The organism is Microbacterium sp. zg.Y909, from assembly GCF_024626565.1.
The window spans coordinates 1-16,466 of record NZ_JANJFJ010000068.1 but is presented as its reverse complement, the minus strand read 5'-3'; the positions used below and the strand labels follow the sequence as shown (position 1 = coordinate 16,466).

At 66.4% G+C, this 16,466-nt stretch carries 15 protein-coding genes and 1 pseudogene; 4 read left to right on the top strand and 12 right to left on the bottom strand.

Annotated features, from left to right (window positions below):
- Window positions 1–311 (top strand): annotated as a pseudogene (locus NQ160_RS07390) (squalene cyclase); the annotation flags it as partial.
- Window positions 312–353: 42 nt separating this feature from the next.
- Here the strand turns inward: NQ160_RS07390 and NQ160_RS07385 are convergent.
- From NQ160_RS07385 to NQ160_RS07360, 6 genes are all read right to left on the bottom strand, one after another.
- Window positions 354–614, bottom strand: coding sequence for a hypothetical protein (locus tag NQ160_RS07385; RefSeq protein ID WP_257514580.1), 261 nt, complete (start codon window positions 612–614; stop codon window positions 354–356).
- A 251-nt stretch (window positions 615–865) separates the two neighbouring features.
- Window positions 866–1,153 carry a PLDc N-terminal domain-containing protein gene (locus NQ160_RS07380; RefSeq protein ID WP_257514579.1) on the bottom strand — a complete coding sequence of 96 codons (288 nt, stop codon included), beginning with the start codon at window positions 1,151–1,153 and terminating at the stop codon, window positions 866–868.
- An 82-nt stretch (window positions 1,154–1,235) separates the two neighbouring features.
- Window positions 1,236–1,817, bottom strand: a complete 582-nt coding sequence (locus NQ160_RS07375) for an IMPACT family protein (RefSeq protein ID WP_257514578.1) — start codon at window positions 1,815–1,817, stop codon at window positions 1,236–1,238.
- A 12-nt stretch (window positions 1,818–1,829) separates the two neighbouring features.
- A complete protein-coding gene (locus NQ160_RS07370) occupies window positions 1,830–2,519 on the bottom strand; it encodes an SDR family oxidoreductase (protein WP_257514577.1) in 690 nt (229 codons plus the stop codon).
- 11 nt (window positions 2,520–2,530) lie between these two features.
- A complete protein-coding gene (locus NQ160_RS07365) occupies window positions 2,531–3,322 on the bottom strand; it encodes an alpha/beta fold hydrolase (RefSeq protein ID WP_257514576.1) in 792 nt (263 codons plus the stop codon).
- A 121-nt stretch (window positions 3,323–3,443) separates the two neighbouring features.
- Window positions 3,444–4,310, bottom strand: coding sequence for an AraC family transcriptional regulator (locus NQ160_RS07360; RefSeq protein WP_257514575.1), 867 nt, complete (start codon window positions 4,308–4,310; stop codon window positions 3,444–3,446).
- A 256-nt stretch (window positions 4,311–4,566) separates the two neighbouring features.
- Between NQ160_RS07360 and NQ160_RS07355 the strand changes: the two genes are divergently transcribed.
- Window positions 4,567–5,499: an oxygenase MpaB family protein gene (locus NQ160_RS07355; RefSeq protein WP_257514574.1), complete on the top strand. Its 933-nt coding sequence runs from the start codon at window positions 4,567–4,569 to the stop codon at window positions 5,497–5,499.
- Between the two features lie 145 nt (window positions 5,500–5,644).
- Here the strand turns inward: NQ160_RS07355 and NQ160_RS07350 are convergent, their stop codons facing one another.
- Entirely contained in the window at window positions 5,645–10,105 is a 4,461-nt protein-coding gene (locus tag NQ160_RS07350; protein WP_257514573.1) for a hypothetical protein, read from the bottom strand.
- Window positions 10,106–10,661: 556 nt separating this feature from the next.
- Here NQ160_RS07350 and NQ160_RS07345 point away from each other — a divergent pair.
- A complete protein-coding gene (locus NQ160_RS07345) occupies window positions 10,662–11,144 on the top strand; it encodes a hypothetical protein (protein ID WP_257514572.1) in 483 nt (160 codons plus the stop codon).
- 320 nt (window positions 11,145–11,464) lie between these two features.
- Here the strand turns inward: NQ160_RS07345 and NQ160_RS07340 are convergent, their stop codons facing one another.
- Both NQ160_RS07340 and NQ160_RS07335 read right to left on the bottom strand, forming a co-directional pair.
- The gene (locus tag NQ160_RS07340) at window positions 11,465–11,782 is read right to left on the bottom strand and encodes a hypothetical protein (RefSeq protein WP_257514571.1); all 318 of its coding nucleotides are present in this window, start codon (window positions 11,780–11,782) and stop codon (window positions 11,465–11,467) included.
- Window positions 11,783–12,064: 282 nt separating this feature from the next.
- Entirely contained in the window at window positions 12,065–12,424 is a 360-nt protein-coding gene (locus NQ160_RS07335) for a hypothetical protein (RefSeq protein WP_257514570.1), read from the bottom strand.
- Window positions 12,425–12,645: 221 nt separating this feature from the next.
- On the opposite strand from NQ160_RS07335, the gene NQ160_RS07330 reads away from it, so the two are divergent.
- Window positions 12,646–13,200 carry an AAA family ATPase gene (locus NQ160_RS07330; protein ID WP_257514569.1) on the top strand — a complete coding sequence of 185 codons (555 nt, stop codon included), beginning with the start codon at window positions 12,646–12,648 and terminating at the stop codon, window positions 13,198–13,200.
- Between the two features lie 25 nt (window positions 13,201–13,225).
- On the opposite strand, the gene NQ160_RS07325 is transcribed toward NQ160_RS07330, so the two are convergent.
- The 3 genes from NQ160_RS07325 to NQ160_RS07315 all read right to left on the bottom strand — a co-directional run bounded on the left by NQ160_RS07325 (window position 13,226) and on the right by NQ160_RS07315 (window position 16,266).
- Window positions 13,226–13,519 (bottom strand): hypothetical protein, encoded by a 294-nt coding sequence (locus NQ160_RS07325; protein ID WP_257514568.1) that lies wholly within the window; start codon window positions 13,517–13,519, stop codon window positions 13,226–13,228.
- A 560-nt stretch (window positions 13,520–14,079) separates the two neighbouring features.
- Window positions 14,080–15,153, bottom strand: coding sequence for a redox-regulated ATPase YchF (gene ychF, locus NQ160_RS07320; RefSeq protein ID WP_257514567.1), 1,074 nt, complete (start codon window positions 15,151–15,153; stop codon window positions 14,080–14,082).
- Window positions 15,154–15,195: 42 nt separating this feature from the next.
- On the bottom strand, window positions 15,196–16,266 hold the full coding sequence (locus tag NQ160_RS07315; protein ID WP_257514566.1) for a hypothetical protein: 1,071 nt from the start codon (window positions 16,264–16,266) through the stop codon (window positions 15,196–15,198).
- Between the last annotated feature and the right edge of the window lie 200 nt (window positions 16,267–16,466).

Genomic DNA, 16,466 nt, shown 5'->3' with positions numbered 1-16,466 from the left:
GCACGGGCGAGCCGGTGGGCGACTTCACCACGCGCTTCGTCGCCCCCTCCCGCCACCGCTACAGCGCCCTCACGGCGCTGGACCACTTCCGCGACGTCGCACTGCATGAGGGCCGCGCGCCCGATCCGCGCATGGCGGATGCCGTGGCGGTCGTGCGCGACGCCCGCCAGCCGGACGGCACGTGGCTGCAAACCACTCCCCTGGCCGGCCGCACCTGGTTCGACGTGGATGCCGGTGAGGGCGAGCCGTCGAAATGGCTCACCCTCGCCGGCACCCGCGTCCTGGACTGGTGGGATGCCGCTGCCGCCTGACCGGCCGCGCCGCTGTGGCATCCGATCCTCCCCGCTCGGCGGTCAGCGGTCCTGCCACAGCTCCCAGGTGCGCTCGGCGATGCGGCGGTAGCATCCGCCCGGGCCGGCACTGTCGTGGCCGAACCAGGTGACGAACTCCTCGTGGACGATCGTGAGGGTGTCCTCGAGCGAGCCGGCGGCATCCATCCGCGAGGCGATCGTCTTCGCTTCAGGCCGGTACTCGTCGGTGTTCGTGCCGTCGTCGCAGATACGGAGCGGGTCCTCCTCGAACAGCAGGCGTTCGAGGCGCGAGACGAAGGTCATCGTCCGACGCTAGCGGATGCCGGTGCGGGGCCCGCCCGTGGGCAAAGAAAAAGCCCCGACCGTTACCACGCGGCCGGGGCGAGACGGATGAGAAATCCGCCTATCGAGATCTACTCTACGCCACTCCGGCGGCGCTACGCGCCACGGGGGCACCGGCGTCGGTGCGCCAACTCCTCAAGAACGGGCGCGGAGGTGCCCGAAACGGCCCGATGACAGTCACCGGCGCGGGGTTTTGAGGAGTTACGGCCCGCTCAGCGCTTGTGACGGATGCCGGCGAGGAAGTACGCCGCCGGGCCCACCCAGTTGATCAGGATGACGGGCACCCAGGCGGGCTTCGGACCGCGCACGTCGTCGCCGTCCCGCCAGGCGAGGTCCCAGAACGCGAGGAAGGCGAAGGCCACCTGCACCACAGCCAGCAGGCCCAGCGCCAGCTTGCCGAATCCCCGCGCAACGGTGGCGACCTGCACCGCGTCCTTGGCGACTTCCACCGCCTCCTTGGCACGGGCAGACAGCTGCTGCGCGTCAGTCTTCTTGTCCATCTTGATCTCCCCCGGTCAGCGAGCGGCTCCGCTCCCGACCCACGCTAGCCCTTGGGTGGTCATCGCGCCTCCCTGCGGCCGCTCAGCCCCACTCGGCCCGGCCCTGGCAGACGTCGTCGACCTGGTTGCGCAGGCTTTCCGCCCGATCCTCGGGCACGTGCAGGGTCAGCTCGACTTCGACGCCATGCTGCACCTGCTCGAGCACGGCACCGTGCGCGTCGAGCTCGCGGCGCACGGCGCCCTCGAACGCGTACGGCACGGTCACCTGCAACACCCGCGTGCGGATCAGCGGCACCCGCTCGGCGCCGAGGAGCGCCTGCGCCACGGCATCCGTGTATGCGCGGACGAGTCCTCCGGCGCCCAGCTTCACCCCGCCGAAGTAGCGCACGACGGTCGCGAGCACGCCCTCGAGCTCCTGGTGCCGCAGCACCTCGAGCATGGGGCGGCCGGCCGTTCCGCTCGGCTCGCCGTCGTCGTTGGCGGCGGAGTGCCCGCCGGCCATGAGCGCCCAGCAGATGTGGCGGGCATCCGGATGCTCGGCCCACAGCTCCTGCACGCGGGCGACGGCCTGCTCGCGCCCGGCCACCGGTTCGACGCACCCCAGGAAGCGGCTCTTCTTGATGACGAGTTCGCTGTGGACGGGCCCGGCGAGGGTGAACGGCATGGGCAGCCGGCGTCAGACGCCCGGTCGGATCGTCAGGTCCGGGATCTGCGCGTCCCGCGGCAGGTCGAGCACGGTGAGGATGCTCGTGACGACCGAACCCGCATCGATGAAGGCGGCCGGGTCGTAATCCCGCCCCTCCTGCTCGTGCACGCGCTCCTGCATCGCCGTGGCCGTGCGCCCGGGGTACACCGACGACACCCGCACGCCGTGCGCGGCCTCCTCAGCGCGCAGGCTGTCGGCGAGCGCCTTGAGCCCGTGCTTGGATGCCGCGTAGGCCGCCCACTCGGGCGCCGCGCGCAGGCCCGCACCGGAGTTGACGAACAGCACCTGTCCCTTCGCCGCGCGCAGCGCCGGCAGCAGCAGCCGGGTCAGCTCCGCCGGGGCCACGAGGTTCACGTCGAGCTGCGACGACCATGCATCGACGGAGAGTTCGGCGACCGGGCCGAGGCCGACCACGCCCGCGACGTGGAGCACCGAGTCCAGCCGGGTGGGGAGCTCCTGCGCGGCGAGCGCGGCGGCCAGCTCGCCTGGAGCCGAGAGGTCGGCGACGACGGTGCGCGCTGCGGGGAACCGTTCGCCGAGCTCCGCCGCGCGTGCCTCACTGCGGGCGAGCAGGATGAGATCGTCGCCACGCGCCTGCAGGCGCGCCGCGAGGGCGGCGCCGATGCCGGAGCCGGCGCCGGTGAGAAAGTGCAGGGCCATACCCTCCATCGTCACACGCCGCACGGCGGACGCGGGCCCACCGGTGGCGCCACCACCTGCTGCGCCCACCGCCGCAGGTGCGAGGCGACCATGTCGGGCTCGTCGATCTCCAGGTTGTGCCCAGCGGCATCCAGCATCGCGTACGTGACCCGGGGGAAACGCCGCGCCAACTCCCACTGGTCCTCGAAGCCGACGACGGCATCCTGCCGACCGGTCATGATCAGCACCGGCCGGTCGAACCCCGTCAGGAGGTCGTCGGGAAGGGCAGGGAGCGCGTACTCCTTCGCCAGGCGCGCCATGGCCCGCACGTTCGCCGCGCGAAGTCCCGGCAGGACGCACGTTCGGAAGCGATCCCAGTTCTCGCGCGATTGCACCACCGCGAGCTCCGTGTACGCCTCGGCGTCGACGCTGCTCAAGGTGGCGACAAGCCCGGGGTCCTCCCGCAGCACGACGTCCTGCGGCACCCGACGGTGCTCGTGCACGGAATCCACCACCGGTGCGAGCAGCGCCATGCCGAGGCACTGGGCCGGCCGCCGCGCGACGAGGTCGCGGGCGAGCAGTCCACCGAGCGACGTCCCCACGACCGCGAACGGTGCGGAGCCGAGCATCAGCGACACCGCCGCGTCGAGCCAATCGGCCAGCTGGGGCAGTCCGCCCGGCGCATCCAGCGCCGGTGTCTCGCCGAACCCCGGCAGGTCGAGGTACCAGCGCTCGAACCCGCCCACGTCGCCGAACGCATCGAACGCGCCGTCGAGCGCCAGCATCATGCGGTGGTCCACGCCATTGCCGTGGATGAACAGCACGGGCGTTCCGGTTCCGCGGCGGACGATATTCGGCCGGGGCGTCACGGGTCGGGCTGGATCCATGCGCTCCACTCAAGCAGAGGGGGCGGGGGTCGGCGCGCTCCGCGTGGCGCACCAGAGCTCAGGCTCGCTCGATGGGCAGCCAGAGTTCGCAGATGGCCTCGGTGAAGTCGGGCGCGCGGTCGAGCACGGAAACGATCGAGGGACCGGGGCGCAGCCGCCACGGGTTCGAGGGGAACCACTCCGTGGCGCATGCGGCATACGCCTGCTGCAGCGCGGCCGGGTAGGGACCCGCCGCCCGGAAGACCCCCCATCGCCCCGCCTCGACGTCGATGGCGTCGAGGTCGTCCGGCACGGGGGCAGCAGCATCGACCGCCACGCCGTGCAGATACGTCAGTTCGCTTCCCTCCGTGTAGTCGGGGTCGACATCGGCGCTGACCTGCAGCAGTCCGGAGAGCTCGGTGCCGCTCAGTTGCTTCAGGCGCTCGTGCGCCGTGGGCGGCAGCGACGCGATGTGCTGCTGGATATGCGGGTTGACCCCCTCGTGGATCAGCGGCACGCGGGCGGCGTGCCCGATCAGGCGGAAGGCGGGTCGTTCGATGATGCGGGCATCCACGGGGGTGCTCCCTTCGACGGTCAGGCGGAACCTGAGCTGGGGTTGACTCTGAAGGGGGCCACCGTCGCGGCGGACGTGGCCGTGACTGACGCCGTGCACGGAGCGGAACGCCCGGCCGAACGCTTCGACCGAGCCGTAGCCGTATCGAACCGCGATCGTGAGCAGGTCCTCGTCACCCACCACGTCCGCCGCAGCGACGGTCATACGACGCCGCCGCACGTACTCGGACACCGGCATGCCTGCCAGCGACGAGAACATGCGGCGTGCGTGGTAGCCCGTCGTCCCCATCGCCGCGGCGAGCGCGTCGACATCCAGGTCCTCATCGAGGCTCTCCTCGATCGCATCGACGAGGCGGTTGAGGATCTCGATCACGGCGACTCCCCCTTCTGCACCCACTCTCGCCGGCGCCGGAGCGCGGCGCCCCACTTCTGCGGCCCGGTTCTGTCGGGTCGGAACGGACTTCCACACGAGGATCCCCCGATTGCGGTCCCAACCCGAGCCGTTTCACCATGATCGGGACTCCACCACGACACGCAGCCGAACAGCCTCTCGAACAGTACGATGTCGACTGCTTCATTCGACCCATTCGTCGGGTGCACCCCTCACTGCGCCGTGACACGCTTGAGCCGTGACTCGATTCCCCTTGCGCGCGCGGCTCCTTTCGGCGCTGTCGGGCGATCCGGATGGCACCCCCTCCTGGGTGCGCGCTTTGGCTGAAGGCGACGATCGCGGCTACTTCGCCGACGGCGGCGCAGCCTGGACGGTGCACGCCGGCACGGCGACGTTCGTCGCGGGTATCCGCGCTCTCCTCATCCAGGCGCTGCACCCGGGCGCCATGGCAGGCGTCCATGATTTCTCGCGCTATCGGGAGGATCCCATCGGACGCCTCACGGGCACGGTGCGCTGGATCATCTGCGTCACCTACGGCTCGACCGAGCAGGCGCACGCCGAAACGGCGCGCGTGGGTCGTCTTCATCGAAGGGTTGCCGGCACCTACTCGACGGATGCCGGACCGCGCACGTACTCGGCATCGGACGCGGCGCTTGTGGAATGGGTCCACCTCGCCTTCACCGAAGCATTTCTCGGCGCCCACCAGCGCTGGGGCGGCCCGATCCCCGGCGGTGCCGACGCGTACGTGCGCGAATGGGCGCAGGCCGGTCGGCTGATGCACGTCGCCGATCCGCCCGAGACCGAAGCCGCTCTGCGGTCGCGGATGGATGCGTACCTCGAGCGCGGTGAGCTGGTCTCTGACGCGCGCGTCGCCGAGGTCGTTCGATTCCTCCGTGACGTCCCCTTCACCGGATCGATGCGACTCGCCTATCGCGTGCTGTTCGCCGCTGCTGTCGCGAGCCTCCCCCGGCGGTATCGCAAGCTCCTCGGTCTCCGGCGCACACCTCTCCCGGTGGTCACCGCGACGCGGATCGTGCTCGCGGTCTCGTCCCGGGCCCTCGGATCAGGTCCGCGCGCCCAAGACTTCGCCCGACAACGACTCCGGCGGTTGCAGCACGCAATGATTGCAGATGAGTCGGCGATCCCATCCGCGGCGGATGACGGATCATGAAGTTGTGATTGGTCGCCGAGCTACCCCGCACGGGTGAACAGCGACGGCCAGCAGGTGATCCGAAATCTGGAGACCCGGTGCCGGCAGAGCATCCCTCAGCGGGCGGCCGCAACGGGAGCTCGAGTCACGACTGGTGGGCGATACGCTACTGTCGCTCGGCTGCGGTGATTGCATTGTCCACGCCGTAGATGCCGAGTTCAAGCATGTCATCCAGCACGTCGAGCAGTGCGGCCCGATGGCCTTTGTCATGGGACTGGGCGAGGGCACGAACTACGAGCTGACTGATGTAGCGTGCATCGCCCGCTGCGCCAGTCCGGATGTCGCTCGAGTCAGATCCGGAGACGGCTGTGAACCGTCTTGCGGCCTGAAGAATGAGTTCATCGACCTTGTCCGGTGCATGTTGCAGGGTGATCAGCAGCTGTGGCGTGGCATGTTCGTACGCCGGCGACTCAATGAGCGCCCCGAGCAGATCTGCGAAAGGACGGAGTGGGTGGTCTCGTAGATGTGTAGCCAGCTCGGCTACGGCCTGCCGAACTTCGGGCTCATCGTCCTGCATCAGACTCGTCAAGGTGGAACTCGCAAGCTCGACGTTCAACGTGCGGTCGATGCGATTCGCGCAAACCTCTGCAGCGCCTTTACGCGTTCCCTTGTCGCCTGCTAGTGCGCGCGTCATTAGTCCAGGACGATTCCATTCGACGGCAGCGAATGCTGCAAGCCTTCCGCCCTCTTCGCGCGCTTCGGCATCTGATGAAGTGAGCATCCGCTCAATGACAGGCTCAATGATCGCGGAGTCCACATTGCCGATGTAGATCATTAGCTGCCGAACCAGCCCAGCGGCCAGGAGTCGATCATCGGCATCGATCAGCCGATTGAATGCCGCGACGGCGTCTGGACGCGCGTACCGGAGGGAAGCTGCCAGCGTATGGGCGACTGATGATCGGACGAAGAGAACCGGGTCGCTGGCGAGTGCGTCAAGGTGAGGTCGTACGAGTTCCGTCCGTTTGCCGTCCGCGTCATAGACGAGGAGATCGCCTAGCGCTTCGACCAGGCTGCCCCTCGCTGTATTGATGGCGTTGCTTCGCATGTCGGCAGCGCCTCGGCCGTCATCTCCACCTCGCGTGAATATTGGCGTGTCGTCTTCGGGGTCGGGAGAGGAGAGCGCGCGATCGAGGATGAGCTCAACCAGGTCGAGCGGGACCTCGCGGTAGTAGGGCCGCAGCGCACCCCCGAGCCACCTGTCGGCGTCGGCGTGACCGAGAGTAGCGATGTGTCGGATCGCGTCGAATATCAGCGGTGCAGCTTCGCCCGAGTGTTCCGCGTCCGCGAGGCCCATCAACAGACCGTCGGCATATGCCGCGTTGAGATCCGGTGTCAGACGTAGAGCGATACGAGCGAAGCGGACTGGGTCGGTGGCGGTCTCAGTGCGGAGGACTTGCGACAGTTCGCGTGCCCCACCGGTGAAGGTGTCCCAATTATTCTCGTCGGAGTCATACCTGACCATGGCTCGTAGCCATTGATCGTCACTCATCTTGTTCGCAGCCTCCGACGGGATCGGAGAGCCTATCGTGCCGCTGATAATTCCGCGTGGCTGGGATGGCGTTGTTTCCTTGAACTTCCTTCGGTACTCCGCGAGCCTACGAACGCCGGCGGGGCTCAGCCGGTGCTCTTCCATGGCCGAGAGAAAAGTGAATGCCGACCGGCCCGAGCTGCGCAGGGTCTCGTACGGATTACGCAAGTCGCGGAGCAAGTCCTCGAGTTGCAGATGAACCTCGTCGCTCACATGTGGCGCCACTGCGCGAAGCAGCTCACGAGGTACCCAGCGCGAATCCGACATGTAGCCGCAGTCAAGGCGAGCGCCCCCGTTTAGGAGCAGACTCGCCGCCCAGTCGGCGTAGTTGGCCGCCCCCGAAATCAATGCTCGATAGAGCAAGAACTGCGCGGCGTCGTGTGGATCACCCGCAAGCTCGTCTAGCAACGGACGGACGTCGTTGGGCGTGGTTCGAGCCAGGATCTCGAGGGCGCCAATCGATCCAGTGAACAGCGCGTCGTCCAGGTCACGATCGTGCAGATTGTCCGGGTCGAAGCGGCCGGAGAAGTGTTGGTCGAGAATCGGGTAACCGGGGCGCGGCTCGTACGCCGTAGCCGCCATGACACGAAGGAGATAGGGCACGACCGTCTGGACGAACGCAAGCGGTTCGGAAGTGGCGGCTTCGCGCACCAACTCAGACGCGCCGTAGTCGTGAAGCTTGAGTAGGGCGACACCGCCGCGATCGTCGAGCTGAAGCCCCTCCGGATGATCGACGATGCGGGCCTGTATCAACTCGATCGCCCAGAGGGGCTCGTGTTTCGCGAGGTCATGGACGGCCAGCCACAACTCACTCCCGGCGGCGCCGAAGGCTCCGTCTCGTGCGGCCGCGAGCAACAGATCAAACATTTCGCGGCTGTGGTGTGCGTCAGCCCGCCCAGCCGTCCAGCGCACCCAATCGAGATACTGCGGCGCCGACTGACGTGCCCGCAGAAGCCCAGCAACCTCGGTCGGATCTTCCTTGATGGCACTCAGCATCAAATTGAGCGCCCGTGCCTGAAGCGCTGGATCGCCACTATCAAGCCAAGCGTCAACATAGCCATCCGCATGGAACCTTCGGAACCATGGCGCCCGGCGCGTGTTCAACCAGAGTCGTTCCGCGATGCTCGGCACCGTTGCGACGACCCGAAGAATGGTCTCAGCGTCCTCGCTGGCCGGAGCAACGAGGCTGGAGAGCACGGCGAGCACCGTCTCCTTGATGTGAAACCGTACCCGGTCACTCGCCAGAACGGCGGCGATCTCAATGCGAAAGCGATCGGGTTCACGCTCAGACAAGTGCTGCAAGATCTGACGAACCTGCGCACGACGGAACAGCTCCTGCTCGTCTCGAAGGAGAAACTCAACCAACGACTCGGATCGTGATACCCATTGGCGCGCGAACGCATAGTCAAAGAAGGTCTCGTGGAAGAAGGCGATTCGATCGCCGTCCCGTGCCAAGACGTGCTCCGAGACGAGCACATTGGCGTCGTCTATGAGGTCACCCTCATCCAGGACCTCGATCGGGATGAATAGTGCCTGCCGGTTGCTCGCCTCCATCGCAACCCGAGCGATCACATCGCTGAACCGGACGTGGGCCCGCCTCGCGCGAGAGGCTTGCCGCTTCCGCTCCCAATACGCTTCGAAGAGCGAGCCTCTCGACTGAAACGCCAGCGCTCCAGCTTGACCAGCGATCGTCTTCAGGAGCACGAGGTGCAATGGCGTCCGCAGGATCAGCCGCTGGGATGGGGTCAGATACGTCGAATCCAGACCCATCTCGTCCACCGCCGCATCAACAGTCCCGTCGGAGAGGAGGCCAACTGAGATCGTCGCCGCATCGGTCTTTTCGGCCAACCATCGAATCCGATGGTCATTGTCGATGTCGAACTGCCGGCAGGCAAGAATCACCTTGATCCCAGTACCCGAGAGCGCTTCGCCGATGAGATCCACGACGACGTCAAAGCTCTCCGGTATTCGCCCAGACGCGAGACTAACAGCGTCAAGCTGATCGATCACGAGGTACGCGTCTCGACCTTGTGCCGCCAACGCCAGGGATGCTGCAGGCGAGGATTCCAGTCCCAGCTGCCTGCCGAGCTCGATCGTCGAGGCGAACGCATCAAGCCGGTCAAGTCGGATCGCTAGTACCTCTGCACCGTCTGCTTCGAGCAGCTCGACAGACTGCTCCAATACGGAACTCTTGCCACCTCCAGCAGCCCCTGCCACGAAGCTTGTCCGATGAACGCGAAGCGCCTCGAGCAGCTGGGAAGCCTCGGCGCACTCGATGCGAGGCTCGAGCAGTTCGCGTCTAACCGACACTCGCCAACTGCTTGAGACTGTACGCACCTGTTCGAGTGCATTCCTGCGGGTGGCCGCTTCGATTGGGCGAATTCCCTGCTGGCTGAGCAACTCCAACAGGTCGGTGCGCGCAAGCCTTCTACCGAGGTTGTCGAGAAGAATGTCTCCGATGGCGAGCGAAATCAGATCCCCAGTTGGACCGGCAAGCTGGCTTCCGGCAAGCATCGCGTTCATTCGAACGATGTCGCGCTCGTCCTGAACAGAGAACCACATCCCCTGTAGGGTCTCCCAAGCCCTCTGCGGGCTCCCGAGAACATCCTTGGCAGCCAACTGGTCAAATATGGGACGAAGGCCGGCAGTTAGCCAGGATTGGGTAAGCGAGACCAGATCAGTCGACCGACGAGATCGCTCGGTGAGCTCTTGCAAGGGACGACAAGGGACGAGCGACACGAAGTGGAATTCTCGCCCTGCTGCAACATGGCCTGCAGCGGTGTCGAACACGTTGAGGTCAGCGAGAGACTTTACGGTCCAGCTGTTGCTGTTTCCGTTCTGACGCTTCAGTTGGTGAACTTCGGTAGACGCATCGCTCTGATATGTGAACTCCGAGCCCTTGCCGACCTCGAAATCAACGTCCTCCAGCGTCAGTGAGTGCGCACCATCGATGATGCAGTAGAGCGCATGCCGGATTGCCCAGGCTGCTTCGTACCTATTGCCGAGCTTATCGGCCTCGCCACCCGGCCTCGGGCTCACGTCAACTCCCGATTGCAGGCGCCTTGAGGCAACGAGCCGTCAATTGGCACGGCCATTGCCTTGCACCCTGGAAATGTGCGTGCGATCCAGCTCAATCTCGACCAGCCCTTTCCCTCCGTGCCAGCCCGAAGAAGCGCTCGAAGAAAGCCCCAAGCTTGTCGCTCGCGCGCCGCTTCTTTTCACTCGGGCCGGATTTGCACTCCTCCTCGCGACCGATTCGGCGCACTTCGTTTGATGACCTCGGCTGCTCTCAATGTATCGGCGCACAGCGACATGGCCAGATTGACAGGCCACCACTCCAGCGCGACTGCGTCGCAGATTGCTGTCTCGGCCGGAGTCGGTCCTCCCAGGAGACTAGTCAGGTCTTGGCCCGAAAACCGGTGCACGGACGAGCGGTCTCCGGCCAGGGTTCCTCGCCCATCTTGCCCGATCCAGGACGTCCTCGCCGTCTACTGTGTGCGCGCACCGAGTCCACGTGTGAAACGGTACGTCGCGCAGCGCCCACAGCCGGCGCCGGTGTGTGGTGCCAGTTTGGCCCGCTGCTAGCGTTCGATTCGTGGAAGAAAGCTGGGCACAGCCCGCAATTCAGTGGCTCCTCACGCCCGCAATAATCACCGGCGCGCTATACGCCCTCGCGCGGCTCTACGACCCGCCGACCCGGTGGTCGCGGAGGTTGAAGGCAGACATGGCGATCGCCGGAGGCCTGCCCGACGGCGAGGAGAAGCGGATCTGGGAGGACTCGTTTGAGTGGCGAGCCGCGCGGCTGCGGATGTACCGAGAGGCCTTCTGCGGCTGGACGTGGTTTTGGAAATGGGCCTCGGTCGCCTTCGTCGGCGTCGCGGTCACGGGAATCATCCTCTTTCCTCCGTTCAACGGTGACTACGGTCCGGCCGACTACCTCCTAATGTCGATGGGGCTCGTTGACTGCGGTCTCATCGCCGTCTTCATCAGCAACGGATACGACCTCACGGGCGCAGCCCGCTTCAGATCATCCGCCGCCGCCGGGCGAGGGACTTCGACCGTCGCCTCCGTAAGCTGAGGCGCATCGAAAGGGTCCGAGCAAAGCGCGCAGCCGAGAACCCCAGCGTCAGGTCCACGGGTTCTCGGCTCGGTTTCCGCACGCAGGTTGATGACTACGGGGTTTGGGTTCGCGATCCGGACCTTCGCCTCCTGGTGAAGGTGGACGGACCGATCGGCGCTGATATCGCCGCCCGAACACGCGCCCGCCTCCGCGATCGTGGCATCGAGATTCCGACCGGGCCCTAGGCCGCGCTAACGCTGATTGAGCCGGCGCGGACCGTTAGCCGGTCCACGTGCGGGCACTCAAGGAAGGGCGTCCTGCGGATCGCTGTGGAACGGTCAGCCGACGTCGACGAGGGTGGACCAGGCGATGTCGATCACGCACAGTCCCTCGTCGGTCTCGCGGTAAAAGACGTCACCCGGGTACGTGGACCCGGGTGTCAAGCCCTCGGGAAGGCCCTCGAGATTGATGCTCCATTGGGGATCGAGTACCGCCTGTTTCTCCCAATAGTCGCCCACGAAGTGTTCCGGCTCGCCAGCCGACAGGCCGACCCAATCCGTCGCCTCGCCGAGGTCCGCGACGGACTCGTCGCAGATGAGGCCCGACGCCTCGCCCGTGGACATATCGTCGACGAGCTCTTCGGTCGTCTCAATCACTCGGGCACCGTCCGGCCCCCAGATCACCGAGTCGATCGAGCATCCGGACAACGTGGCCGAAAGCGCAACGGCGGTAAACCCGACCATGGCGGCACGCAAAGCTCCCATCCGGCGAATCTACCGATAGCCAGATCGATAGCCGGTCCCTATCCGTGCGAAGCACGTTGATGGGGCGGTACCGTGCAGTCGAAACCCGTCGGAGACGTCGAACTCCCGCGACTGCAGAGCATCGCTGGGCTTTCCTGAGATGGTGACGGCTGCGAGGCCGATCTGCTGGCGCGGTCAGCCCTCGATGCCCGGGGGCGGCTCGCCGGTTACGCCGTCGATCACATCGCGATTGCCGAGGTCCCGGTCCAGCGCGATCTGAAGGCTGTCCTGGCACGCGTCGCCGGGTGAGCGCAGCGTGGAAGTGACGGTGATGATCACCGTTTCGTCGTCCTCTTCAACCGTCGCGACGGGATTTCCGTGACACGTGCCGATCACGACAGACTGCACATCGCCGCCGTTCGACCATCCGATGATCGGCTGTGGTCCACGCTTTTCGCTCGGCTCGGCCGATTCGCATCCGGTCACGAGCGCGAGCAGAGCAACGTTCGCCAGGACTATCCCGGCTCGACTCAAGGAGTTCGCCCGCAGCGCCACGCGAAACACAATGCCACATCAGCGCCACAGGGAGAGCGACTGATGACCGCGCTTGCTGGCGCCACCGGTGCCGCATCGATCCTCAAACGCGTACCGCCCGCTGGGCGGGCGTCGGCGTGCGGAATCGATCCGTATACGGGCATCGTTCGAAAGGCGGACCGTCGCGTGCAATCCGGATCCTTCTGTGCCACACAATCCCCTCTGCCCGCTAGCCTGACCAAATGCTGGGGTGGAAGTGGAAGGCGACCAATCAGGTGTCACTGATCTTGATGTGCGGCCTCTCTTTCTCGGGGAAGAGCACTTTTGCCGTGCTACTGGCTGACGAGCTTCGCGCCGACCTCATCAGCTTGGACGCGATCAACGCCGAGCGCGGATTGTACGGCGGCCAAGGCATCCCGGTCGAGGAGTGGGCGCGCACCAACGAGACCGCTCAGACGCGCGCTGCTGAAGCGCTACGAGCGGGACGAGATGTGGTGATTGATGACACAGGTTCACCTCGATTCATCAGGGACGGGTGGAGGGCGGTCGCTGCAGCAACGCAAGCCGCATTCTCGATTGTCTGGGTCCAGATCGACCCCGCGCGTCAGAGGAAGCGTCTTCTCGCCAATCGCGCGGACGGGAAACGTCACGACGTCGTAGACGACGTGTTGGATTCGCACGTAGCCAACTTCGAAGCCCCGCTGACCGAGGATCCCTTCATCGTCGACGCCGACGACACCGCGAGGCCGCAAATCGCGGCAACGATTGCAAACAGCATCCGCGAACGCGCACAATGACCGGTCCCCGTACGCTCATCTCGATTCAGGGCCGGACCATGAATTCGCCGGTCGCACTGGCGCAGCTACCGCTGCCAGCGCCCTCACAGAACGAGTAGTCCCAGTTCTCGATTCCCGCGTAGGCCGCGCCGTGCGGAAAGTCCGCAGGCAGAACCAGGGTTGCAGCGAAGGAACCGTCGAACTGATCATCGCTCGTAGTTTGCGTAAGTACGACCGCCGAGCCCGTGTGGGCCGCCGTCACAATCCATCCACCATCGGGAAGCGGGTCGTCGCAGCTGGTGTCCGATTCGAGCGTGATCGTGTCGCCGGGAGAGGCCACGGCTGGGCTGATCGTGATCCTTGGAACGCAACCGGCAGGCGGAGGTGGACTCATGTAGCAGCCACTCATTGTCATCGCTGCCACGGTGAGGACGAGCGCGACGGTTCGGCGCCAACAGTGCACGACATCAAGATACGGTTCGACCGGCCGTCGAACACTGCCGCATGGAGTGAGTAGCGGGACCTGACCGCGCTACTCACCTGACCGAATGCCGGTCGTCCACCGTGCACTCTCACACTTAGATCCGCTTCGCGATGGGCGTCGAGGATCAGTGCCCGCATAGCCCGCCCTGGAGGTTGAACGGTCGAGCTCCCCTATGCGAAGGCCAGAAGCGTTCGCTCGAGTGACGCGGGCGCAGCTCAACGCGTACGAGCGCTCTGCGGACGGCGGCCTTTCAGACATGTCGGGATTCACCCGCTCCTGACCGTGGTCGAAGACGCCGGGCAGCGCGACAAGGGCTCCTGTGCAGGTGGTTCCACAACGTGAAGCGACATGCTCCGCGGACGAAACCGGACCCACAGCCTGGCATTCCGCCGAATCACGCGGCAGATGGACCCTACTCACACGTTGAAGCGGAACTCCACCACGTCGCCGTCCTGCATGACGTAGTCCTTACCCTCCAGGCGCGCCTTGCCCTTCGCGCGGGCCTCGGCCACCGAGCCGGTGGCGACCAGGTCGTCGAAGGAGATGACCTCGGCCTTGATGAAGCCCTTCTCGAAGTCGGTGTGGATGACGCCCGCGGCCTGCGGCGCCTTCCAGCCCTTGCCGATCGTCCAGGCGCGGGCCTCCTTGGGACCCGCCGTGAGGTAGGTCTGCAGGCCCAGCGTGTCGAAGCCGATGCGAGCGAGCTGGTCCAGGCCCGACTCGTCCTGACCGGTGGATGCCAGCAGCTCGGCGGCATCCTCGGGGTCGAGGTCGATGAGCTCGGACTCGATCTTCGCGTCGAGGAACACGGCCTTCGCGGGGGCGACGAGCGCTTCGAGCTCAGCCTTGCGCGCGGCATCCGTCAGCACGGCCTCGTCGACGTTGAAGACGTAGATGAAGGGCTTGGCGGTGAGCAGGCCCAGCTCGCGGATCGGCGTCACGTCGATGCCCGACGACGACAGCAGCTGTCCGCGCTCGAGCGCGTCCTTCGCGGCGAGCGCCGTCTCGAGCACGACGGGCTCTGCCTTCTTGCCGCGCACTTCCTTCTCGTAGCGGGTGATCGCCTTCTCGAGGGTCTGCAGGTCGGCCAGCGCCAGTTCGGCATTGATGGTCTCGAGGTCGTTCTTGGGGTTCACCGCGCCCTCGACGTGCACGACGTCGTCGTCGGCGAAGCCGCGCACGACCTGCGCGATGGCGTCGGCCTCGCGGATGTTCGCGAGGAACTGGTTGCCCAGGCCCTCCCCCTCGCTGGCGCCGCGCACGATTCCGGCGATGTCGACGAACGACACCGCTGCGGGCAGGATGCGCTCGGAGTGGAAGATCTCGGCGAGCTTGTCCAGGCGCGGATCGGGCAGGTTCACCACCCCGATGTTCGGCTCGATCGTCGCGAACGGGTAGTTCGCCGCGAGCACCTGATTCTTGGTCAGAGCGTTGAACAGGGTGGACTTGCCCACATTGGGCAGCCCGACGATTCCGATGGTAAGAGCCACGGGCATCGAGTCTACGCGGCGGGCGGCACCGGACCCGACCGGTCAGATGGCGCTGAGCGCCTGATACACCGTCAAGATGCTCGCCGCGGCCAGCGCGATCGTGGCCCAGGGCAGGGTACGACGCAGGCGCTGGCCCGGCTCGGCGACGCCGCGCGGAGGACGCAGCAGCGGGATGCCGTCCTCGCCCGCCGTCGCGACCCGGCCGTCGCGCCAGCGCTCCCACTGCGCCAGCTTGCCGGTCATCGCGGCGCGCACGCTTCCGAGCCACTCCCAGGTCGCGGGGTCGAGGGTGGCGAGGTCGGCGCGCCGGTAGAAGAACATCCAGTCGTCGACGATCTCGACGTCGAGCTCGGCGGCGTTGTCAATGAAGCGCGCCATGATGTCGGGGGTGAACAGGTACAGCGCGTCGCGCTCGTAGCCCGCCGGGCAGTAGAGGCGGAACGCGCGGTCGAAGTCGCCCTCGAGGCTGAGCCGCTGCGCAGCCTTGAAGCCGACCGGCAGGCTGGAATCCCCCAGGCTGTTGGTGCCGACCGCATCGAGAACGATGTGCGGCAGCGGGGTGTCGAGACGGAGGGCGAGGTAGCCCCAGCGCCGCGTCCGTCCGATCCGCGCCCGCCCTTCGCAGCGGATGTTGCCGATCTCCATCGCCCTGCCCCGATCGTCGCTCACGACGTCCTGCGCATACCGCGAGCGCACGCGCGGGAAGAGCATGCCGGGTTTGTCCGTCACCACTTCGGTCCGCTGGTACTCCAGGCTGTTCGCGGCGGCGAAGCGGCGCAGGCGATAGGCGCGCTCGTTCTCCGTGCGGGTGCGCAGCGTCGCCGAGATGAGGCAGGCGATGATCACCAGGACCCAAAGCCCCAGCATCCCGCCCACCGGCACCGCAGCCCGAGGCCCCGCAGTCGCGGCGAGGAATCCGGTCAGCAGGATGCCGCCGCCGAAGAAGGCCAGCACGAAGGGCGCGAGGATCGCGACGACGAGCACGGTGCCGCAGCCCGAGGCCACCCGGTCGCCCGTGCTCGGGTCGCGGCCGAACTTGCGCACGGCCTTGCGGTCGATCGACTCGACCAGCGCGGTCGTGTCGAAGTACGTCGTGGCCTGCGCCGTCGTCATCGGCCCCCCTGGCTCCCAACTCTGTGAGAAGACTATGGGGCGCGGGCACGCAGCCGCCAACGCCCACTGGCGCGTGCTGAGACAATGGACCCTGCCGGTCCCGTCCGGCGGAGGAAGGCACCCTGTGAACATCACGCACCTGGAGCGGTTCGTCGCCGTCGCCGATGCGCTGCACTTTCCGCGGGCGGCGGAGAAACTCG